At 64.7% G+C, this 21,258-nt stretch carries 18 protein-coding genes and 1 other annotated feature; of the genes, 13 read left to right on the top strand and 5 right to left on the bottom strand.

Going from position 1 to position 21,258, the window contains the following annotated elements; all coding sequences use genetic code 11:
• Positions 1-4 precede the first annotated feature (4 nt).
• Both ACT2B0_RS21115 and ACT2B0_RS21110 read right to left on the bottom strand, forming a co-directional pair.
• Positions 5-2,491 (bottom strand): N-6 DNA methylase, encoded by a 2,487-nt coding sequence (locus ACT2B0_RS21115; protein ID WP_348054126.1) that lies wholly within the window; start codon positions 2,489-2,491, stop codon positions 5-7.
• The gene (locus tag ACT2B0_RS21110) at positions 2,488-3,045 is read right to left on the bottom strand and encodes a hypothetical protein (protein ID WP_348054128.1); all 558 of its coding nucleotides are present in this window, start codon (positions 3,043-3,045) and stop codon (positions 2,488-2,490) included. The genes ACT2B0_RS21115 and ACT2B0_RS21110 overlap by 4 nt, the downstream gene beginning before the upstream one ends.
• Positions 3,046-3,276: 231 nt before the next feature.
• On the opposite strand from ACT2B0_RS21110, the gene ACT2B0_RS21105 reads away from it, so the two are divergent.
• Positions 3,277-4,221 carry an IS481 family transposase gene (locus tag ACT2B0_RS21105; protein ID WP_348193784.1) on the top strand — a complete coding sequence of 315 codons (945 nt, stop codon included), beginning with the start codon at positions 3,277-3,279 and terminating at the stop codon, positions 4,219-4,221.
• Positions 4,222-4,351: 130 nt separating this feature from the next.
• Positions 4,352-5,574 (top strand): IS3 family transposase gene (locus ACT2B0_RS21100; RefSeq protein WP_348193786.1). Its coding sequence is split into 2 segments (ribosomal slippage): positions 4,352-4,640 and positions 4,640-5,574, totalling 1,224 coding nucleotides; the frame shifts between segments, so codons are not numbered across the junction.
• Positions 4,633-4,749 (top strand) — a sequence feature (AL1L pseudoknot). It overlaps the preceding gene by 117 nt.
• A gap of 36 nt (positions 5,575-5,610) precedes the next feature.
• Here the strand turns inward: ACT2B0_RS21100 and ACT2B0_RS21095 are convergent.
• Positions 5,611-6,310, bottom strand: a protein-coding gene (locus ACT2B0_RS21095) for an IS5 family transposase (protein ID WP_481658431.1) whose coding sequence is annotated in 2 segments (ribosomal slippage) — positions 5,611-5,983 and positions 5,982-6,310 — 702 coding nt in all. Because the reading frame shifts where the segments join, the coding sequence is not laid out codon by codon here.
• Between the two features lie 278 nt (positions 6,311-6,588).
• Positions 6,589-7,365: an AraC family transcriptional regulator gene (locus ACT2B0_RS21090; protein WP_473460208.1), complete on the bottom strand. Its 777-nt coding sequence runs from the start codon at positions 7,363-7,365 to the stop codon at positions 6,589-6,591.
• Positions 7,366-7,486: 121 nt separating this feature from the next.
• Here ACT2B0_RS21090 and ACT2B0_RS21085 point away from each other — a divergent pair, with 121 nt between their 5' ends.
• Complete coding sequence (locus ACT2B0_RS21085; RefSeq protein ID WP_473460207.1) at positions 7,487-8,701, top strand: MFS transporter; 1,215 nt, start codon at positions 7,487-7,489, stop codon at positions 8,699-8,701.
• Between the two features lie 311 nt (positions 8,702-9,012).
• Positions 9,013-9,657: a 2-dehydro-3-deoxy-6-phosphogalactonate aldolase gene (locus tag ACT2B0_RS21080; RefSeq protein WP_473460206.1), complete on the top strand. Its 645-nt coding sequence runs from the start codon at positions 9,013-9,015 to the stop codon at positions 9,655-9,657.
• A gap of 16 nt (positions 9,658-9,673) precedes the next feature.
• Here the strand turns inward: ACT2B0_RS21080 and ACT2B0_RS21075 are convergent, their stop codons facing one another.
• A complete protein-coding gene (locus tag ACT2B0_RS21075; protein ID WP_473460205.1) occupies positions 9,674-10,648 on the bottom strand; it encodes a phosphotriesterase family protein in 975 nt (324 codons plus the stop codon).
• Between the two features lie 160 nt (positions 10,649-10,808).
• Between ACT2B0_RS21075 and ACT2B0_RS21070 the strand changes: the two genes are divergently transcribed.
• The 9 genes from ACT2B0_RS21070 (at position 10,809) to ACT2B0_RS21030 (ending at position 21,194) form a co-directional block, all read left to right on the top strand.
• A complete protein-coding gene (locus ACT2B0_RS21070; protein WP_473460204.1) occupies positions 10,809-11,723 on the top strand; it encodes a phosphotriesterase family protein in 915 nt (304 codons plus the stop codon).
• Positions 11,724-11,758: 35 nt separating this feature from the next.
• Complete coding sequence (locus ACT2B0_RS21065; protein WP_473460203.1) at positions 11,759-12,487, top strand: creatininase family protein; 729 nt, start codon at positions 11,759-11,761, stop codon at positions 12,485-12,487.
• Positions 12,488-12,535: 48 nt separating this feature from the next.
• A complete protein-coding gene (locus ACT2B0_RS21060; RefSeq protein WP_106570419.1) occupies positions 12,536-13,402 on the top strand; it encodes a MurR/RpiR family transcriptional regulator in 867 nt (288 codons plus the stop codon).
• A 178-nt stretch (positions 13,403-13,580) separates the two neighbouring features.
• Positions 13,581-14,657 (top strand): ABC transporter substrate-binding protein, encoded by a 1,077-nt coding sequence (locus ACT2B0_RS21055; protein WP_473460202.1) that lies wholly within the window; start codon positions 13,581-13,583, stop codon positions 14,655-14,657.
• Positions 14,658-14,822: 165 nt separating this feature from the next.
• The gene (locus tag ACT2B0_RS21050; protein ID WP_473460201.1) at positions 14,823-16,325 is read left to right on the top strand and encodes a sugar ABC transporter ATP-binding protein; all 1,503 of its coding nucleotides are present in this window, start codon (positions 14,823-14,825) and stop codon (positions 16,323-16,325) included.
• Positions 16,322-17,302, top strand: coding sequence for an ABC transporter permease (locus tag ACT2B0_RS21045; RefSeq protein ID WP_473460200.1), 981 nt, complete (start codon positions 16,322-16,324; stop codon positions 17,300-17,302). Before ACT2B0_RS21050 ends, ACT2B0_RS21045 begins: the two co-directional genes overlap by 4 nt.
• Positions 17,299-18,228 (top strand): ABC transporter permease, encoded by a 930-nt coding sequence (locus ACT2B0_RS21040; protein ID WP_473460199.1) that lies wholly within the window; start codon positions 17,299-17,301, stop codon positions 18,226-18,228. The genes ACT2B0_RS21045 and ACT2B0_RS21040 overlap by 4 nt, the downstream gene beginning before the upstream one ends.
• Entirely contained in the window at positions 18,221-19,696 is a 1,476-nt protein-coding gene (locus tag ACT2B0_RS21035) for a xylulokinase (RefSeq protein WP_473460198.1), read from the top strand. The genes ACT2B0_RS21040 and ACT2B0_RS21035 overlap by 8 nt, the downstream gene beginning before the upstream one ends.
• A complete protein-coding gene (locus ACT2B0_RS21030; RefSeq protein WP_473460197.1) occupies positions 19,689-21,194 on the top strand; it encodes an FGGY-family carbohydrate kinase in 1,506 nt (501 codons plus the stop codon). Before ACT2B0_RS21035 ends, ACT2B0_RS21030 begins: the two co-directional genes overlap by 8 nt.
• Positions 21,195-21,258: the final 64 nt, after the last annotated feature.

The following is a 21,258-nucleotide window of genomic DNA, read 5'->3' as shown; positions in this document are numbered from 1 at the left end:
TCGATTACGCCACATAATCGCGGAGCAAGTCGATCTCACTTTGGGGTAGCGGCTGGAATACCTTCTTGACCCAGTCACCCCCGGCGTTGAAACGTCCGGACAGCCGTTCCGCCAAACTCAAGCCAGGAATTGGATAGCTATCATTCCAGTGCTTCCACGCATGCGCGACGGGACGGTCAAACCCTTCAAAATAGGCTAGGAGCTGCCGCTCTAGCTTTAGTGGCAGATCGTAGGCCCTCATGATTTCAGCATCGATCTGCGCGAGCTGCCCGGCTAAGTCGTCATCGGTGTGATCGAAGATCGAGGCGGCGTTTACTCTTGTGATGTACTCTTCAGCGAGTTCCGCGAGCTTTGTAGGGAGTAAGGCAGGAATTGGAATGTCTCGGACGACTGACACCCGGAACCGGTCTTTTGGAGAATTCATAGCGAGGAAGGCATTCGCAATCGGCCCGTTGAGAACGGCTGAGAGCGCATACAGTTGACTGTTGGTAAGCGGCTCGACAGGCCAGAGGCCGAAAAATTGTTGCGAACAGAGAACGCCTTCGAGATCAACGAAAGCACCAATGCACCAAGCGCCACGGCTCAGGCGCGTTGCACTAGCGATCAGCTTAGGCTTCGACCAGTCATGGTCGAAAGCCCGACGAATGTGGTCTTCCCGGAAGTCCAACCACATCGGCTTGGGCAGCTTATATTGCTGAAGGTGGCGGGCGTTGGCAAAGCCTAGCTCGTATCCAGGTTTCGGGTTCTCGCTACGCCCCTGATCTTGGTCATACCATTGCAGGCCCAGGCTTGGCTTCAGGAGGGTTCCAAGCCGTGGACCATCTCGCAGATAGTCCCAGAGGGCGTTGAGTGGAGGAATCCAGAGGCACCCGTCAGGCTTTTCGGCAACATCTCGGATGAGGTCACGATGTACCGTTGTCTGACCGGTCTTGAGGAAAGCCGAACGGTCCCTTTCTGCCACCTCCGTAGACCGCAAGGAGATGGACACGGCCGGAGCGAGCCGCAGGTCACGGGCGATGACTGCGGCCGTTTCGACATCTGATGCGCCGAAGATGCCATCAGGAAGTTTGAGTACCTCCACTGAGCTATACAGACTTTCGATCCGTCGCCGTTGCTCTGCGAACTGTCGTTCCAGGATAAATGAGCGCGGCAGGACAAAACCTAAAGCGAGAGGCTTAGCGTCCAATGCTGCGCTCAGCGCTGCAATGGCCTTCGAATGCGTCGTCCCCGCAATTTCATACCGGGCCTTTTCCGCTTCGGTGAACGCTTCGAAGGGGGGGTTGCATAGGATCACGTTATTAGCGCTGATCCGGTCTGCGAGCGTGGTGCCGGCCAACAGGTCAGCTTCTTTGACATGCCAGCCGTTATGATTGGGGTAGTCGGCCAGGATAAGGGAAAGCGTGGCGACTTCGCATGCGAATGCGTCGACCTCATCCCCGGAAATGTGCTTGATCAAAAAGTCATGACGCTGCTGGTCCGACCATTCAACCGGAAGCAAGTCGCGCAAGTGGCGCAAAGCTGAAACGAGGAAAACGCCGGCACCAGCGAAAGGCTCGTAGATCTTTAGATCTTCGGGCTTGTGATTGTGGAGTTGAAGCTTCTGAACGACATACTCGGCAACCTGCCGCGGTGTACTATGTGTGCCGAAAACCTTGCGGGTCTCGGGTGTGATGAGTGTGTTCTCGTAAACGAATGCCAGGTCATCCGATGAGATATTGGAGAAGCTGATTCCGGCCCGCAAATGGCGCCATGCCGCATCAAAAACAACAGGCAACTCGTTCGCCCAGCGGCCCTCGATATGTCCCAGCGAGTAATAGGTCTCAATTCCTGCGAGGACCGACGAAAGGTCATCGGCGCTCCACGCGGCCGCGTAGGGATGGCAACGGTCTTCCAGAACCTTGGCAGCGAGAAGCCGGAAGACGACACGGAAAAGCGTGCGCGCATCCAGTGGTTCACCTTCAGATGCCTTTCGCGACAGTTCGAGCGTCTCGACGAGGAGACGGCTCAGTTTGATGTGAATTTCACCCTCGATCGCAGGTAGCAGGCCCAAATCAACGAAGTCGAGCTGGTAACCATCTTCGGAGGGGCCAACCGACTTTGCGCGATGGATTGCGTCTGGATGCCAAGTCGCACGGTGGCGCTTGAACAGCTCTTCGATACCCGCGAGTTCGACGGTTTCGATCGCGCGTGGGGGAACCTTGCTTCTAACTTCCCATACCGTGACGTCATCTTGATTGACGACGAACAGCAGGGGAGCGCCCAGAGCGCGATGCTGACTGACCACCTCGATCGCTTTGCGCCCCTCGCCGTGCACGACCGCTAGCGCTGCGGACCGGTAAGAGGGGGGCGTGCGGGTAAAGGCTGCAAGTTGAACGGTTCGAGTGGGATTGTTCTCGGCCAGGACGTCAGCGAAAGAGTAATCTATGACGATAGCTTCGGAACGATATCCGGTGTCGCGAGCCGCTTTGGCGATATGATCGATTGCGTTCACGGCCGACCTCCACGAGAGACGACAGCGTGGGAAATTTCGACCGGCGGGAAGCGCAGAGAAGGCTGCTCATCTTCGCTACCAGCGGCCAGCAATTGCTCGCGAAGCTGAGAGATCACCGGTGCTAACGGAATCACAATAGAGGGTTTGTCAGTCGGCGTTTCCGTCAATTCGCTGCGAAGCAGCAGCGCGGCGTTCGGCAAATCAATGATCAGCTTAGAGCGCTCCAGCACCGGCCAGGGCGACCGATTACAGAGATCGAACAAAGCCTCCCCGATCGGCGTCAGCGCACCCACTCGAATTCCCATATCCAGTGTGAGGAGCCTGATAACGGCCAGAGCGACAAGGTCCCCAGATCTGAAGCAGGGGCTATGACCACGCGCGCGGCGCAGCGGCCCCAGCGCCTTTTTCCAATGCCGATAAGTTTCCGGCGCGATAGACACAGCGCTTCGCAATTGGCCTGGGGTATAGAGTACTGTCACGAAGTCGAATACCATCTTGTTGCTAGCAACAAGATAAACTAGATCATTTTCCGCGGCAAGGCCGGCGACCTGCAATTGGCCGCTAGGTCGTCGATTTTCATGAGCCTTCTGGGCCGGTGCCTCCTGCCAGATTGCAGTGAGCTATTTGCCGGGCGGAGCGCGTTGCATCTGCGCAGTTGTAAAGGAAGGTGCAGCCGCATCGGCAATTCACAAGGCCGGCGGCTCTAGCTGTGAAGTCTCGAAAGGTTGTTCACCCGGTTCGGGGTTAGGCTGCAATCGCCAAACTCCAGCCGAAGATCCCGAAGGATGAACAACCCGCACCAAGGTGCCCGCCTGACCGTCTATAGTCGAGAGCAGATCGTGGCCCGTGTCCTCGCGGGACAGAAGGCCGCCGAGGTGGCCGCTGCCTTCGGCGTTTCCCTCCGCACCGTTCGGAAGTGGTTGGCGCGGTTCCGCGCGGGCGGGGGCGCGGCGCTCTCCAACCGCGCAAGTGCTCCCGTCCGCGTGGCCGGGCGTCTGCCCGATCGCCTGGTCGCGCTCGCCCTGCATCTGCGGCGCGACCTGCGCCTGACGGGGGCGGCGATCGCGGCCAGGCTGGGTCTCGCGCGCTCGACCGTGGCGCGCTGGCTGGCACGGGCGGGGATGGGGCGACTGGCCCGGCTCGATCCGCCCGAGCCTGTGCGGCGTTACCAGCGCGCCCGGCCTGGCGAGCTGATCCATCTCGACATCAAGAAGCTCGGCCGGTTCGACCGGCCCGGCCATCGCGTCACCGGCACACGCACGGGCTGCCGCAATCGGGGCGCGGGCTGGGACTTCGTCCATGTTGCGGTCGATGACGCGACGCGGCTGGCCTATGTCGAGGTGCTGGGCGACGAGCGCCAGAACACCACCGCCGCCTTCCTGATCCGCGCCCTGCGCTGGTTCCATGCGCACGGCATCCGGACCGAGCGGGTGATGACCGACAATGGCAGCGCCTACCGCTCCCGCCGCTTCGCCAAGGCGCTGCGATGGCTGGGTATCCGCCACATCTTCACCCGACCCTACACGCCCAAGACCAACGGCAAGGCCGAGCGCTTCATCCAGACCCTCCTGCGTGAATGGGCCTACGGCCTCGCCCATCCCACATCGCAAGCCCGAAACGCCGACCTCCCCAGATGGCTTGACTGGTTCAACCGGGCAAGACAACACTCCGCTCTCAACGGCCTGCCGCCCCTCCAAAGGGTGAATGACCTCCTGAGAAATCACAGCTAGGTGACCGACTTATAAGTTCGCAACCAGATGCGGATTGAAGCGAGTTGGACCGAGGCGAGGAAGTCGTCGTCTCGCTTTGAACCGCCCCGGGTTTGTCGGAGGCTCCAACTCCTGAGTAGGATGGAGCATCATGAGCAAGACGACGAACAAGTATTCTCCCGAAGTCCGCGAGCGCGCGGTTCGGATGGTTCTGGACAACCAAGGGCAGCATGACAGCCGCTGGTCGGCGATCTTGTCGATTTCGGCAAAGATCGGCTGTGCGCCGCAGACGTTGAACGAGTGGGTCAAGAAGGCCGAAGTCGATCGCGGTGAACGGGACGGTGTAACGATGGAGATGGCCGACCGGCTGAGGGCGCTGGAACGGGAGAACCGGGAGCTCAAACAGGCCAACGAGATCCTGCGCAAGGCGTCCGCGTATTTTGCTCTGGCGGAGCTCGACCGCCGACCGAAGTCATGATCGCCTTCATCGACGATCACCGTGGAGAACTCGGGGTCGAGCCGATCTGCAGGCATCTGCCGATTGCCCCGTCCACCTATTATGATCATCTGGCCAAGCTGGCCGATCCGGAACGGCTCTCGGATCGGGGCAAGCGCGATGGCAAACTGTGTCCCGAGATACAGCGCGTTTTCGAGGCCAATTTCCAAGTCTACGGCGTGCGCAAAGTTTGGCGCCAAATGCGCCGGGAAGGGTTCAACGTGGCCCGATGCACCGTCGAGAGGCTGATGAAGGACATGGGCCCCGAAGGTGTCATTCGCGGCAAGAAGATCAAGACCACGCTTCCCGACAAGGCGCAGCCATGCCCGCTGGACAAGGTGAACCGCCAGTTCCGCGTGCCGGCGCCGGACATGCTTCGGGTGAGTGATTTCACCTATGTCGCGACCTGGCAGGGCTTCGTCTACGTCGCCTTCGTCATCGACGCCTTCGCGCGCCGCATTGTCGGATGGCGCGTGAGCCGCACGGCCCACGCCGGGTTCGTCCTGGATGCCCTGGAACAGGCCGTTCATCAACGACGGCCGGGAGCGGGATTGGTGCATCACTCGGATCGCGGATCGCAATACCTGTCGATCAAATACACCGAGCGACTGGCCGAGGCCGGCATCGAACCGTCGGTCGGCAGCGTCGGCGACTCTTATGACAACGCGCTCGCCGAGACGATCAACGGCCTATTCAAGGCAGAGGTCATTCATCGCCGTGGGCCATGGCGCAGCTTCGACGCCGTGGAATACGCTACATTCGAATGGGTCGACTGGTTCAACAACCGCCGCCTGCTGGAACCCATCGGCAACATCCCGCCAGCAGAGGCCGAAGCAAGCTTCTACGCAGCTCTGGAAACTTCAGAAATGGCCTCGTAGCTTATATCAACCAGCCTCCGGCAAACCCGGGGCGGTTCACTTGTCGTATCGTGTTGCAATGGCTCTGAAGTGTTTGAGTTTGTTGAAGAAGCGTTCGACAGCGTTGCGCTGTCGATAGACCCAGGCGCTGAACGGGAAGGTTTTGACGCGGTTCGGCATGGCGCGGATGTTGGCCCATGTGCCGCGCTCGGCCATTGCGGCGCGCAGGGCGTCGCTGTCATAGGCGCGGTCTGCGAGCAGGGTGTGCCCGGCCTCCAGCGTTTCGAACATGTCGGCGGCCGAGCGTCCGTCGTGCGCCTGGCCCTCGGTGAGCTTGAGGCGGATCGGCCGTCCCTCGGCGTCACCGAGCGCGTGTATCTTGGTCGTCAGGCCGCCGCGCGAGCGACCCATGCAACGGGATCGTTCGTCTTTTTTGGCCGTTGGCGGCGTGCTGGTGCACCCGGATCGAGGACGAGTTGATCATCTGCACGTCGCCGTCGTAAGCCTCTGACACAGCTTCAAGAATACGCGCCCAATGCCCCGCCTTGCGCCATCGGTTGAAGCGATTGACGCAGGTCGTGTGCGGACCGTAGCGCGCCGGAATGTCAGCCCAGGGCGCTCCCGTGCGAAGCCGCCAGAAGATGCCGTTCAGAACCTTGCGGTCATCCGCGCGCGGCACCCCGCGCACCTTCGTCGACAGCAGCGGCTGGATCACCGACCACTCGAAATCCGTCAGATCAAAACGCGCCATGTTCACCTCCGGCCAATGGCAGGAAGGGAATCACAACCGCATCCTCTTGGGAATCCCGTTTATGGGTATGTGACCTAGAGGGCTATGGCGTAGGTATAGTTGTCATCTTCACCCGGTGCGGCGCGCCAGAAATTCCAGGGTCCATTCCGGAGACATAGATCTCCCGTTTTCGACAATGGTTTTTCGTTTTGTTGACGATGGGGCCTGCGGCCGCGCCGGGACCGTCGGCGGGCATTCGCGCGACGCGCAGCGCTTGGCCGAATTGAGCCCAATTTGCACACTCGTTAAAGCGCAGCGAATGGCGGCTTCGCGACAAACTCGCGTGGGCTGACGCCGAGGGTCTGTCGAAACATATAGCTGAACGCACTGGACGACTCGTACCCCATGTCCAAGGCAACCGTTGTCACCTTCTGACCGCTGGCCAAAAGCGATACCGCATGCAAGACGCGGGCATGCCGCAGCCACCGTGACGGCGGCATCCCGGTCTCGGAGACGAAGAGACGTTCGATGGTCTTGCGGCTCGCGGGTGCGTCAGCGAGCCATGCCTCGACCGACCGAACCTTTCCCGGATCATCAAGCGCCGCCTCGGCCAAGCCGCGAATGCGATTGTCTTGCGGCATCACCAGGAAAAGCGGGACATCCCGCGCCGACAGTATTTCGTGCCGAATGAGCCCATAAAGGGCACTGATGTGTTTGGCCGTCCTGGCCTTGATGCCGTCGGGCATGGTCGCCCTAAACAACGCTCCCAGAAGCGGCGTCATCGCGAAGACGCGACAAGTGTTCCCGAGCCTTTCCGCCTCATCGCGATTGACATCGACATAGCGCATCACGTTCTCGGACCCAAAGCGCAACCAGTGCTGAGCGTCTGGCGGTATCCAGACCGCCATGGCGGGGCTTAAGAGCAGAACGCGGTCCGATGTTCCCACATACATCGAGCCTGAATCGGCCGAGATGAGCTGGCCGAACTCATGCGAATGCCAGTCGGAATTCGCCCCCGCATCCTGTGTGTTCGTTTCACCGAGATAGGACGGTCGATCCGTTCTAAGCGGCTCAATGTTCATCAATGACGAATCCTCGATGCTAGAAGGCTAACCCTCGACAGAATGACATACCGCGAAGGGGTAGGCTTCGCCAGGAAACCGGACAGGGCGTGCAGCCTTTCGCATCGGACGGCAGTGCCAGATGAACAATCGCGCATTCATGACATGGTTCGCCCTGGGCCACCTCGCCAACGACTGGCCGATTGCCGCCCTTTGGCTGATCGTGCCCGCCGCCGGACTGTCCATGGGGTTGTCGCCCGTCGAGGTCGGCCTGCTCTTCACGCTGTTCAACCTGGGCGGTGCGTTGGCCTACATTCCGGCCGGGTATCTGGCGGATCATGTCTCGAACCGTGGCCGTCTGCTGGTCGTAACATTCTGGTGGGTCGCTGTCGGGTATGGAGTGGCCGCCCTTGCACCGGGGTTCTGGAGCCTCGCCGTGCTTCTCGCGGTCGCCGGGATGGGCAACGCGGCCTGGCATCCAATCGCAACCGGCGTGCTGACGCACGACAACAAGGACGGTCGGGCAAAGGCCTTGGGCGTTCACGCCATCGGCGGGTCTTTCGCAGAGGTGCTGGCCCCGTTGTCGGTCGGGTTTCTTTTGTCGGTCGTTGATTGGCGCGCTGCATTGGCCATCTCAGTGGGTCCCACCGTCCTGTGCGGGCTGTGTTTTCTCAGGGTGGCGCGAGCTGTTCCGGCGGTCGAAAGGAAGACGGCCCTTCGCAAAGACCTCGCCGGCCTTATCCGGACGTGGCGGACGGGTCGCGGCCTGCGCATCGTTGCAATGATCTGCCTCTACAACATGGCATTGATCGCGCTTCTCAGCATGATCCCGCTCTACCTCGCGGCGGTCCACGACCTCGCGTCGGCCAGCATTGGCATCATCTTGGCGGCGCTGCTTATCACCGGGGCGCTGGCGCAGCCGTGGGCGGGATCGCTGTCCGACCGAGCGGGGCGCGGTCCGGTCCTCGTCCTAGGCAACGGAACCGCTGCATTTGCCGTCGCCGGCTTGGCATTCGGACCGCCCTTCTGGCTCATGATCCCGTTCATGGCAGTCGCCGTTGCCGCACTCGATGCGATCCGCGCGGCGATGTTGGCCGCCGCCGTCGATCACGCAGAGCGGAGCGAAGGCAAGACCCTGGGCCTCGCCTTTGTTCTCATGGATGGGGTTGGAGCCTTTGGGGCGGTGTTGGCCGGGATGGCGGCGGGTATCTCCTGGCAGCTCATGTTTGGACTCGCCGCCGCGTTCGCCGTGACTTCCGCGGTTCTCGGTGCGGGAAGCATCAGTGAAAAGGTTGGCCGTCGCCCCGCCGCGCGTCGAGCAGGTAGCACGCGCCGCAACACAGGATGGCGTTCGTGAGACCGTCGCCGGCATCTGCCGACATGCCGGGCTTGCGTTCGGCCTCGAACCAAGCGACCTCAAGTTCCTGACCGGCGCCTTCGTCCTCATCATGCTCGCCATTCCCCGTCTCATGGGGCAGCGCCAGGCCTTCAAGACACTGGCGTAGCAGCCGTTCCGGCCGCTGCGGCCGCGAGTTTGTAGCGGTTCGATGCTCGGCAGGGAGCGGCTGCGACCGGCGCCGGGGCGCGGGCTCTGACGATTGCCTATCGCGTCACGGCGTTTATCGGTGCTATCCGGGCGGCCGACGATTCTAACGAAAGGAACCCGGTTTGAACGCGCATCCCGAAACGAGCTGGCCGAAACTCACCCGTGATCTCGTGGCGATCCTGCGCGGTGTCGGGCCGGGCGAGATCGAGGCGATCGGCGACGCCTTGGTCGAGGAAGGTTTCGAGGCGATCGAGGTGCCGCTCAATTCACCCGATCCCTTTCGCTCGATCGATAAGCTTGCCGCGCGTCACGGCGCGCGCTGCCTGATCGGGGCGGGCACGGTGCTGACAGAGGCCGATTGCGGCCGCGTCGCAGATGCCGGCGGGCGGCTGATGGTGAGCCCGAATGTCGATCCGGCCGTCATCGGTGCGGCCCGCGCGCGCGGCATGGTCACCATGCCGGGCGTTTTTACGCCGACCGAGGCGCTGCAGGCGCTTGCCGCCGGCGCGTCCGGCCTGAAATTCTTTCCCGCCGGCGCGCTCGGACCGTCGGGCATTGCCGCGATCAAGGCCATCTTGCCCGCCGACGCGCTGGTCGCCGCCGTCGGTGGCGTTTCGGAGGCGAGTTTCGCCGATTATGCCCGCATAGGCGTGCGCGCCTTCGGCCTGGGCTCCGGCCTCTACAGGCCGGGCGACGCAGCCGATACGGTGCGCGACCGCGCCAGGCGGGCCGTTGCGGCCTACGACGCGGTCTATGCCCGGAACTGAACGGCTACGCTGACCCTCAGCCGCTGAAGGCGAAGGCGCGCTGCGGATTCTCGACCAGGAATTTGTGCACCAGCGCCTCGCCGTCGAAACCGGCCTCGCCGGCTTCCTCGATGAAACGCGGCACCCATTTTTCCAGGATGTAGCCCATGCCGAGCCCGCCTTGCCCGTAGCTGGCGAACATGGTGCGCCGGGCGATGTCGCCGCCGACGAGAACCTGATCGGCGTGGCCGTGGCGGACGAGGTCGAGGATGCAGCGCGTGCGCACGTCCTCGGGATAATATTTGACCCGGGTGATGCCGTCGAAAGAGAAAAAGGCGCCGCTATCGGCGACCTTGCGGTGCAGCCAAGCGTCGGGATTGCGGTCGAGATGGGCGATCGTCAGCCGGGCCGGATCGACGCCTTCCTGCCTGACGAGATCGAGCTGCTCGAGCGCCATCGTGCCGAGCTCGGTGTGCGAATGGATCGGCGCGCCGGTCTGCTTGTGCGCGTCGAGAACGGCAAGCAGCACCTTGGTCTCGGCCTCGCTCATCGTGTTGTAGCCGGTGCCGAACTTGACCACGCCGCCTTTGATGTCGGTGCCGTCCATGCCCTCGGTAACCTCGGCGACGACATGGCGGGCGAGCTCGGCGCGGCTCTTTGCTGCGATCCATTGGGCAAACGTCGCGCCGGTGCCGGGCATCGTACCCGGCCACATGATCGCCTTGTTGAAGCCCGCCGTGGCGATCACCTGCACGCCGGCCGCCTTTGCGATGCGCTTCACGGTGGCGACGTCGCGGCCGTAATCGATCGCGGTCGCATCGTAGATCGTGCGTCCGCCCGCCTTGGCGAAGAGTTCCAGTTCGGCTTGGGACGCTTCGGGACTGTCGAGCAACAGGTCGACGTCGCCCTTTTCCTTCCACAGTGCCGGAATGCAGTAAATATGGTCGTGGGCGTAGGTCACGCCCATCTCTGCCGGCTCGATATCGCCGTCAACGGTTCGCACAAAACCCATCTCGTCGCTCCGTATGAAAATGATTTTCATAGTGATTATATCAAGAAAATCACGCATAAGCACGTCAGAAAGAGTTTCGCGAAAATAATTGCAATAGCCCGCGCATTTGCTACCCTAGGCTAAACGCGCCGCTTTTGGCGCCACTCCGCAAGAGGCATTAATGGCTTTGATCCGTACGGTGCTGGGCGATATCGAGACCGATGGCCTCGGCCTGATCTATACCCACGAGCATCTCATCACCTATCCTCCCGCCGTCCAGAAGGATCGCGATCTCGAGCTGTCGAGCTATGAATGCTCGCTGCGCGAACTGACAATTTTCAAGCAATGCGGCGGCACGCTTCTGGTCGAGGCGACCACGCTGGATTACGGTCGCGATCCGGCCGCCATGGCGCGCATGTCGGCCGAGGCGGGCGTGCCGGTCGTCGCGGTCAGCGGCTTCAACAAGGCCGCCTATTTCCCGCTCTGGGTAGAAACGACGCCGCTCAACCAGATCGCCGACAAGCTCGTGCGCGACGTGACGCAGGGCATGGATGGCGGGCCGCACAAGGCCGGCCATCTGAAATCCGGCGGTTCTTATAATTTCATTCACGCGCTCGAGGAAAAGACCACCCGCGCGGTGGCCCGCGCGCACAAGGAGACCGGCGCGCCGATCTGGCTGCACACTGAGGCCGGCACGATGGGGCTGGAAATGCTCGATCTCCTGGAGGACGAGGGCGTCGACCTGGAGGCGGTCGTGGTCGGCCATTCCGACCGCAATCCCGACCCCTATTACCACGCCGCGATCGCCAATCGCGGCGCCACCGTCCAGTTCGATGGCGTTGCGAAGGTGAAGTATCATCCCGACAGCACGCGCATCGCCTGCGCCAAGGCGCTGATCGAGGCCGGGCATGCGTCGCGCCTGATGATTTCGGGAGACATGGGCCGCGCGTCCTACCTGGCCGGGTATGGCGGCGGGCCGGGCTTTGCCTTCATCGCGACGAAATTCATCCCGCGCATGCGTGGCGAAGGCATAGACGATACGGTCATCGACACGATCTTCAAGGCCAACCCCGTGCGCTGGCTCGCCCGGTTCTGACCGATCGGCCCCGAAACCCTGATCCGCGAGATCCCATGACCGTCGAAGCGAAATATCTGAGCCGCGATGTCTTTGCCGAGCGCATCGCCAAAATGCCTGCGGTCATCCTGCCGCTGGGCGCGACCGAGCAGCATGGCCACCACCTGCCGCTCGGGGTCGACATCATCCTGGCCGAGGCGCTGTCCAAACGGATTGCCGAGGCGACCGGCGCCACGGTGATGCCGGCCGTGCCGTTCGGCTATTCCTGGGTGTGGCGCGACGATCCGGGCTCGGTCAGCATCGAATCGCGCACGCTCGAGGACGTGATCTGCCAGGTGGCCGAAAGCCTCGCCCGCCACGGCGTGCGCCACGTCTTCCTCGTCAACGGCCACGAAGCCAACGGCGCGACGATGAAATATGCCTCGCGCCGGCTTTGGGACCACGCCGACGTCAAGGTCTGGCGGCTGTTTTATCCCGATCTCGCCGCCGTGATGGCCGAACATTGCGAAAGCCCGACCTGGCAGGGCATCGTTCACGCCTGCGAGTTCGAGACGTCGCTGATGCTGGCCGTCGCGCCCGAGCTCGTCGACATGACCAAGGCGGTGCGCGAATATCCCGAGCGCGACCGCGGCTACTTCCAGGGCGGGCGTCCGATGGGCGAGCTCAGCCGCAGTGGCGTGTTCGGCGACGCCACGCTCGCCACGGCCGAAAAAGGCGAGGCGATGCTGGCGATCTTCGTCGAGAACATGGCAAGGGCCGTGCGCGAGATTTGCGCGGACGGCTGACCTGCTTCATACCGGTTCCATCGCCAAACGAAGCCGCCGGGATGGACCATGAATGACGTCTTCAGCCGTATCAGCAAGATCTATCCCAGCCTGAAGAAGGCGGAGAGGCGCATCGCCGATCTCATTCTGGCCGACGCGGATTTCTTCCTGCGCGGCTCGATCACCGAGGTCGCGCAGGCGGCCGGCGTGTCCGCGTCGTCGCTGACCCGCTTCAGCCGCCATCTCGAGGTCGAGGGGTTCCGCGAGCTCAAGCTCTCGGTCGCGCAGGCCAAGAGCGCACAGAGCCCCTATTACCACCAGTCGGTACAGGCATTGAACGAGATCGAGATCGCCGAGGGGCGTCTTGAATATCTCTATCTCCAGCAGATCGTCGCCGCGCTCAACTCGACCTTCTCCCGGCTGGACGCCGAGGCGCTGGTTGACGCGATCCGCGCGATCCGCTCCGCGCGCCGCATCCGTACATTCGGCGTGGCCGTGTCCGGCCTGATCGCGTCCGAGACGGCGATGCGGTTCATGCGGCTGGGACTGGAGGCGAGCTATGTCGGCGATGCCCATTTCATGCGCATCGCCTCAAGCCTGCTCGGCGCCGGCGATGTCGCGATCTGCATATCGCATACCGGCCGCTCGCAGGAGGTCCTCGAGGCCGCCGACATGGCGCGCCGGCAAGGTGCCCAGGTTGTCGGGCTCACCGCGCCCCACACGCCGTTGTCGCGTAAGGCAGACATTTTGCTCGAACTGTCCGTTTTCGAGGAGATTGACATCTACACGCCGTCGATCTCGCACTTTGCCTATCACTACGTCATCGGCCTGCTGGCGTTTCATATCGGGCAGTCGTCCGACCTCGACCGGGATGCGCTGCTGGCCAAGATCAAGGCAGGGCTCGCGCCGGGGCAAAGCACGGAATCCGCACAATGAAAATATTTGCAAGTTTTTTTAATTTGTAAAATCAATTACTTAGCAGATTCATGATCCTGTAGGAAAATCTTTACATTTCTGGAGGTGATGCTAGAGTCGGCCGCGATGGAAACCGGTCGCGGCGCTGTTCTGAACGTTTCAGGCGCAGCGGGGCCGACCAACGCATAGGGGAACGGCAATGAGAATTTCGGGTATCTGCACAGCTTTCACGGCGCTTCTTCTCGCCTCGACCGCGCAGGCCGAGACAGAAGTGACGCTGCATTCGGGCCTGGGCCCCGCCGAGGGCGCAACCCTCGTCGACGTGTCGAAATACGAGGCGCGCCGCGACGGCGCCTACACGATCGGCTTTTCCAACGTCTTCACCGGCAACAGCTGGGTGGTGCAACTGCTGGAAGAGGCAGCCTGGCGCGCCGAGCAGTTCCCGGAAATCGAGCGCTACATCGTGACCGACGCCAATTTCGACCCCTCCAAGCAGGTGGCCGACGTTGAGGATATGCTCGCCCAGGGCGTCGACGCGATCGTCATCAATCCGACATCGCCGGTGGCGATCGTTCCGGTGCTGGAAAAGGCCTATGACGCCGGCGTCGCCGTGATCATCGTGGCCGCCGACGCCGAGACCGACAAGGCGACCGTTCGCATTCTCGCCGATCAGGTCAAGTTCGGCCGCGACGGCGGTGAATTCCTCGCCGAGGCGATGGGCAACGAGGGCAAGGTCATCGCGCTGCGCGGCATTGCCGGCATCTCCGTCGATACCGATCGCTGGGCCGGCGCGGAGGAAGTCTTCGCCAAGCATCCCGGCATCGAGGTGGTCGGCGAGGTTTATGCGCAGTGGGCCTACGATCAGGGCCGCCAGGCCTGCGAGAGCCTCGCGCTCGCCCATCCGCAGATCGACGGCGTCTGGTCGTCGGGCGGCGCCATGACCCAGGCCTGCATCGAAGTCTTCAACGAACTCGGACGCGACCTCGTACCCATGACCGGCGAGGCCAATAACGGCTTCTTCGGAGCCTGGAAAAAGAACCAGGACGCCGGCTTCGATTCGATCGCCCCGCAAAACCCGACCTGGATGGTTGCCGAGGGCGTCGCCGCGGCGGTGGCGGTGTTGAACGGCCAGGAGATCTACACGCAGTACAAGGTGGTCGCCGAGCCCTATACCTCCAAGGATCTGGATACGCTCTATCGTCCGGACCTGAACGATTCCTACTGGGTCGGCTCGATCCTGCCCGACGACAAGCTCAAGGAGCTTTACGGCAACTGAGCCGCGCAAAGCGCTATCGGGCCGGACGGTCGCTCGACCGCCCGGCCCGTATCCTGTCCGGCGCGGCCGGATGTGCGGGCAGTGCAAACGGGCTATGGTCCCGAAAGTCGATCGCAGTTCCCCGGCAGGGAAATGGCTATGCAGCGAGGATGCGTGAAAGACGTCATGACGGCCACCGCACCCCTGATAGAGGTCGAATCTCTCAGCAAGTCTTTCGGGGCCGTGCGCGCGCTCCAGGACATGGCGCTCGCCGGGTATGCCGGCAAGGTCCATGCCGTCATGGGCGAGAACGGCGCCGGCAAGTCGACGCTGATGAAGTTGCTGTCGGGCGTGTTCCGGCCCGATTCCGGCTCGATCAGACTGCGTGGCGCCGAAATGGCCTTTCATCATCCGCGTGACGCCCAAAAGGCGGGAATCTCGACGATTTTTCAGGAATTTTCCCTGCTGCCCAACCTGTCGGTCGCGGAAAATCTCTTCCTGGGGCGGGAACGCCAGGACGGACGCAGGCTTGGCGCCGCCGAGATACGCCGCCGCACGCGCGAGGCGCTGGCCGCGCTCGACCTGCGCATCGATCCGGACTGGCGCGTCGGCTCGCTGAGCGTCGGCCACCAGCAGATGGTGGAGATCGCCAAGGGCGTGCTCGCCGATGCCTCGGTCTTCATCTTCGACGAGCCGACGGCGGCGCTCGCCTCGCATGAGGTCGAGACGTTGTTTGCGCTGGTCAGGCGGCTGGCCGGCAATGGCAAGGTGATTTTCTACATCTCGCACCGCCTGAGCGAGATCTTCGCGATTTGCGACGATATCACCATCATGAAGGACGGCCGTTTCGTGCGCACCGTTGCCACGGCTGAAACCGATGTCGACGAGGTTATCCAGGGTATGGTCGGCCGGCCGATCGAGGAACTGTTCGAGCCGCGCGCCGAGACGCTCGGTCCGGTTCTGCTCAAGGCGGAGTCTCTCGTGGGCGAGGAGGCGCGGGAGCCGCTTTCGATCGAAATCCGCGCGGGCGAAATCGTCGGCATTGCCGGCCTCGAGGGCCAGGGCCAGCAGGAACTGATGCGGCTGATCGCAGGCTTCGCCCCGGCGCGCGCAGGCGCCTTGACGCTCGCCGACAGGCGCATCGAAGGCCTGTCCGCCCGGCGCCGGATGGCAGCCGGCATCGGCTTCGTACCGGAAAACCGCAAGGATGACGGCCTGTTTCTGTCGCTCGATATCGGGGGCAACATGGCCACGGCCGAGATCGCGCGGCGCCGGCTGCTCGGCTGGGTGCCGGGGATGGGGGCGCGTACCGCCGAGATCATGCGCCAGCTTGCCGTCAAGGCGCCCGACGCCCGCACGCCGGTCGTCGATCTCTCCGGCGGAAACCAGCAGAAAGTGGTGCTCGGACGCTGGCTGATGGCCGGAGCCCGCGTGCTTCTGTGCGAGGAGCCGACCCGCGGCGTCGATGTCGGCGCCAAGCGCGAGATCTATCGCCAGTTGCGCAACTTCGCCGGCCAGGGCCGCGGCGTTCTCGTTACCTCGCGCGAATTGCCGGAGCTGATTGGCTTGTGCGATCGGCTGCTTGTCATTCGCAACGGTGAACTTGTGGCCGAGACGATGGCGCGCGAGGCAACCGAGGACGACCTGCTGCGCAGCGCGCTGCCGGTTGTCGAAAGCGAGGCGGCATGAGCGCGCTGCCCGCCGAACCCCGCCGCGCCGGCTTGCTCGCGCGGTTCCGCCAGGACGCTTTCTGGTATCGCCAGCGCGGCGCGGTCCTGTCCTTCGCGGTGCTTGCCGCGATGTTGGCGCTGGCGGCGGCCGTCGTTCCGGGAACCTTCTATTCGGCGACCAACCTGTCCAATCTCGCCGGCCAGCTCGCGCCGCTTTTTCTGGTCTCGCTTGGCCAGACCTTCGTGCTGCTGGGCGCCGGGTTCGACCTGTCCGTTGGCGCGGTGATCTCGCTGTCCTCGGCGATCCTCACACTCGACCTCGCCGATCCGATCAAGATACCGCTCGCCTTCGCGGCCGCCGCAACGGTCGGCCTCGTCAATGGCTGGGGCTGTGTCCATCTGCGCGTCCATCCGATCATCATGACGCTGGCCACCAGCTCGATCGTGCAGGGGCTGGCGCTGATCCTGTTGCCGACCCCTGGCGGGGCCGCGCCCGGCCTGCTTGTCCAGCTGGCCTCCGGCACGTTCATGGGGCTGCCCGCCGGTTTCTACTGGATTGTCGCCGGCACGGCCGCCGCGATCTGGCTCGTCCACGGCACGACCTATGGCGTGCGTCTTTACGCGACCGGCCAGAACCCCCAGGCGGCGTGGATGAGCGGCATCGAGGCGCCGCGGATCCGCATCCTGACCTATGTCATCTCGTCGCTGATGGCCGCGCTTGCCGGCGCCTACCTCACCGGCCGGCTCGCCTCCGGCGATCCCAATGTCGGCAGCGCGCTCGGCCTCGACAGCGTCTTGGGCGCCGCGCTCGGCGGCACGCTGCTTTCGGGCGGCGTCGGCGGGCCGATCGGCACCATCGCGGGCGTGCTCATCATCGGCGTGCTCAACAACGGTCTCAATCTCGCGGGCGTGTCGCCCTACTACCAGTTCGTGGTGAAGGGATCGATGCTGGTGCTCGCCGTCAGCCTGTTCCGCCGCAAGGAGGCCGGGCTTTGAAACGTATCCTCACCGCCCTTCCGCCGGCCCTGTGGGGCCTGGCCGCGGTCTGCGTCTTCGCGGCCTTCACCCAGCCGCAATTCCTGTCGCTGCCCTTCCTGATGATCCTGTTGCGCCAGGCGGCGCCGCTCGGCATCGTCGCGCTCGGCCAGACCTTCGTCGTCGCCAACCGTTCGCTCGACCTGTCGGTCGGGGCCACCATCGCCTTCGTCAACCTGATCGTCGCCCATGCCATGTGGAACGGCTACCCGCCGGCACTGGTCATCGCGATCGCCTTGTCGGCCGGGCTGGTCATCGGGCTGGTCAACGGTGTGCTTGTCACGGTCCTGCGCGCATCGGCCGTGGTGGTCACGCTCGGCACGGCGGCGATCATCACCGGCATCGGCTTCATCTATTCGGGCGGGGCGCCCGGCAACGCCATGCCGGACATAATCAAATGGCTCGGCCGGGGCCGTATTGGCATGGTTCCGGTCTCCGGTCTGGTCTGGGCCGCCTTCGGTATCGTTGCCTTCGTCCTGCTGCGCCGGCTGACTCTCGGCCGTTACATCTTCGCCGCCGGCGACAACCCCTCCGCCGCCACCTATTCCGGCATTCCCGTCAACACCACACTGCTGATTTCGCATGTGTTGAGCGGACTGTTCGCCGCCAGCGGCGGGTTGCTCCTGTCCGGCCTCGTCGGCGTCGGCTCGCTCAATCTCGGCGCAGATTATATCTTGAGCTCGATCGCAGCGGTGATTCTCGGCGGCGCGGTCTTCGGCGGCGGCGCCGGCGGCGCCATCGGCACCATGCTCGGTACCGCGCTCCTGGTGATGGTGCTCAACCTGCTGACCGTCTTCGGTGTCGACCAGCCGGGCAAGCTGATCGTGCAGGGGCTGGTGATTGCCGTCGCCGCCGTGATCTACCAGCAGGGCCGCCGCAGTGGCTGAAACACTCACGCTCGGGATCGATTTCGGCACCTCCGCCGTCAAGGCGGTCGCGCTCGACGCCGCGGGCGGCGTCCACGCGCTCGCCAGCGCCGCCTACCAGACGGCCAAACCGGCGCCCGACCGCGCCGAGCAGGACCCGCAGGACTGGTGGCGGGCGCTCGGCGAAGTGGCGCGCGCCGTCATGGCCGCGATCGGCACCGCCAGGATCGGCGCAATCGGCCTGTCGGGCCAGTTGAACGGCATCGTGCTTGTCGACAAGGCGGGCGCGGTGCTGCGCCCGAGCCTGATCTGGCTCGACCAGCGCTGCGCGGAAGAGACGGCGGAACTCGAGACGCGTCACGCCGGCCGGCTCGCCAAGACGGCGTCCTCGCCGATCTCGCCGATCGCCGTGCTGCCCAAGCTGCAATGGCTCGCCCGCCACGAACCCGAGACCCTGCGGCGGACGGCGCGGGTTTTCCAGGTCAAGGATTATATCTTGTGGCGCCTGACCGGTGCGGTCGCGACCGAGGCGAACGAGGCCTCCGCCACGCTGCTGATGGATCTCGGCCGCCGTGCCTGGGTGGACGATCTGGTCGACCTGGCCGGGCTTGCGCCGGCCCAGCTTCCGCCGATCCGTCCTTCCGCAGCCGTCGCCGGCCATGTCCACGACGCCGCGGCGCGCGCAACCGGCCTGCCCGCGGGCGTGCCGGTCGTGCCGGGCTCCGGCGACACCGGCGCGCTCGCTGTCGGCTGCGGCGCCTACGAGGTCGGCATCGCCGCCGTCACGCTGGGCACTGCCGGCCATGTCGTGGCCGCGGTACCCAATCGCGGGCCGGGCGCCGTCAACGGGCTGTGGCGCATGGCCCATGTCAGCGCCGACCGCGAGCTCTGGCTCGGGCTGATTCCGGCCGGCGGCCTGTCGATCGCCTGGCTGCGCAACCTGGCCTCCGGCTTCGGCGGCACGGCGACGGGCTTCGAGGCGCTGGAGCGCCTGCTTGCCGCCGCGCCTGCGGGGTCGGCCGGAGCGACGTTCCTGCCTTTCCTGGAAGGCGCCGGCACGCCATGGAACGATCCCCTGCGTCTGGCCGGCCTCGCCAATCTCAATGTCACCCATGGCGCGGCCGAGCTGGTGCGCGCCGTCTATGAAGGTGTGGCCTTCAACGTGCGCGCCTGTCTCGACGCGTTCGAGGCGGCGGGCGTCGGCCTCTCGCGCATCCATCTTGCCGAGGGTGGCGCCAGCTCGCCCGCCTGGTGCCAGATCATCGCCGACGCGCTCGATCGCGAGGTCCATGTCGTGGCCGAGCGCGACACCTCGGCGGTCGGCGCCGCGATCCTGGCGCGCGCGGCGATCGAGGAGGCCGATCTGGCGGCGATCGTGGCGCGGTCGGTGCGTATCGAGCGCGTCCACCGGCCCGAGCCCGCCCATCGCGTGGCGATGGACGCGGCCTGGCGGCGTTTTTGCCGTCATGCGGGAGGGGCGGTTGAATAGCCGGCTTTATATCGGCCTCGACGCCGGCACGTCGCTGACCAAGGCGGCCATTTTTGATCTCGACGGGCGCGAAATGGCGGTCGCGGAAAAGCCGACCGCCGTACAGCGGCCGCGGCCGGGCTGGAGCGAGATCGATCCCGGCGAGGCCTGGGCGGCGGCGACCGAGGTCGTCGCCGGCGTCGTGCGCGACAGCGGCGTCGACCCCGGCTCGATCGGCGGCATCGGGCTTTCGGCCGCCATGGTCGGCGGCTGGGTGCTCGACCGGCAGGGCCGCCCGCTGCGCCCGGCGATCACCTGGGAAGACAGCCGCGCGCAGGCGCTGATCGACGAGCACGTCGCCGCCGACCCGGCCTTTCTAAGCCGCATCTTCGCCTCTTCCGGCTCGGTCATGCAGCAGGGCTGCACCCTGCCGGTGATGGCCTGGCTTGCCCGCCACGAGTCGGCCGTCCTGGCGCGCGCCGCCCATGTGCTGAGCTTCAAGGACTATCTCAGGCTGCGCATGACGGGCCTGATCGCCACCGACCGCAGCGAGGCGGCGGTGGTGCCGGGCTCGGCACGCGAGCGAAACCGTTCCGAGGCGATGATCGCCCTGTTCGGCCTGGCCGACCATGCGCATCTCTTGCCGCCGGTCGCCGATTCGGAGACCTTTCTCGGTGGTCTGACGGCCGAGGCCGCCGCCCTGACCGGCCTGCGCCCTGGCCTGCCGGTCGCCGTCGGCGCCGGCGATGTCGCGGCGACCGTGATCGGCGCGGGCGGGCTTGCCGCCGGCACTGCCACGGCCGTGCTCGGCACTGCCTGCATGGTCGGTGTCACCCATGACCGTCCGGTGTTCGAGCCGGTCGATATCGGGCTTTTGTTCACCCTGCCCGGCGATCGCTGGTACCGGGCGATGCTCAACGTCGCCGGCACGCTCAATCTCGACTGGGCCTTTGCCACGCTCGCGCCCGAGCTTGCTTCGCGCCCGGACCGTTTCGCCGCGCTCGACCGCATGCTGGCGGCAACGCCGCCCGGCGCGCACGGCCTGACCTATCTTCCCTATCTGTCCGACAGCGGCATCATCGCGCCGCGCGTCGATCCCGCCGCGCGCGCCCAGTTCAGCGGCCTGACCCCGCGCCATGACCGCGCCTGTCTGTTCCGCGCCGTGGTCGAGGGTGTGGCCTTCGCCATGCTCGACCTCTTGGAGGCGCTGTCCTTCGACGGCGAGCGGCTGGTTCTGACCGGCGGCGGGGCCAAGAATCCGCTGTGGGCGCAGATGATCTGCGATCTCGTCGCGCGGCCGGTCGAGGTTCCGCGGGGTTCGCAGTTCGGCGCGCGCGGCGCGGCGCTGCTTGCCGCCACCGCCGCCCGCGAGTTCGCCACCGTCCACGCCGCGTCCGCCGCCTTTTCCGGCCTTGCCCGCCGCTTCGAGCCCGAGCCGGCCCGGCGCGCGGCGCTGATGCCGGCTCTGGAGCGCTACCGCGCCGCGCGCGACAGGCTGTTGGGCGCGCCCGGGCGCTAAGCCGGCGCCCGCGCCCCGGAATCGATGTGATTCGGCCTGACTTTGGTCTACTCTGCGCTGGATC

Source organism: Nitratireductor sp. J20-h4, from assembly GCF_056780505.1.
The sequence above is the reverse complement of the archived record's forward strand: the minus strand, read 5'-3'. Positions and strand labels throughout refer to the sequence as shown.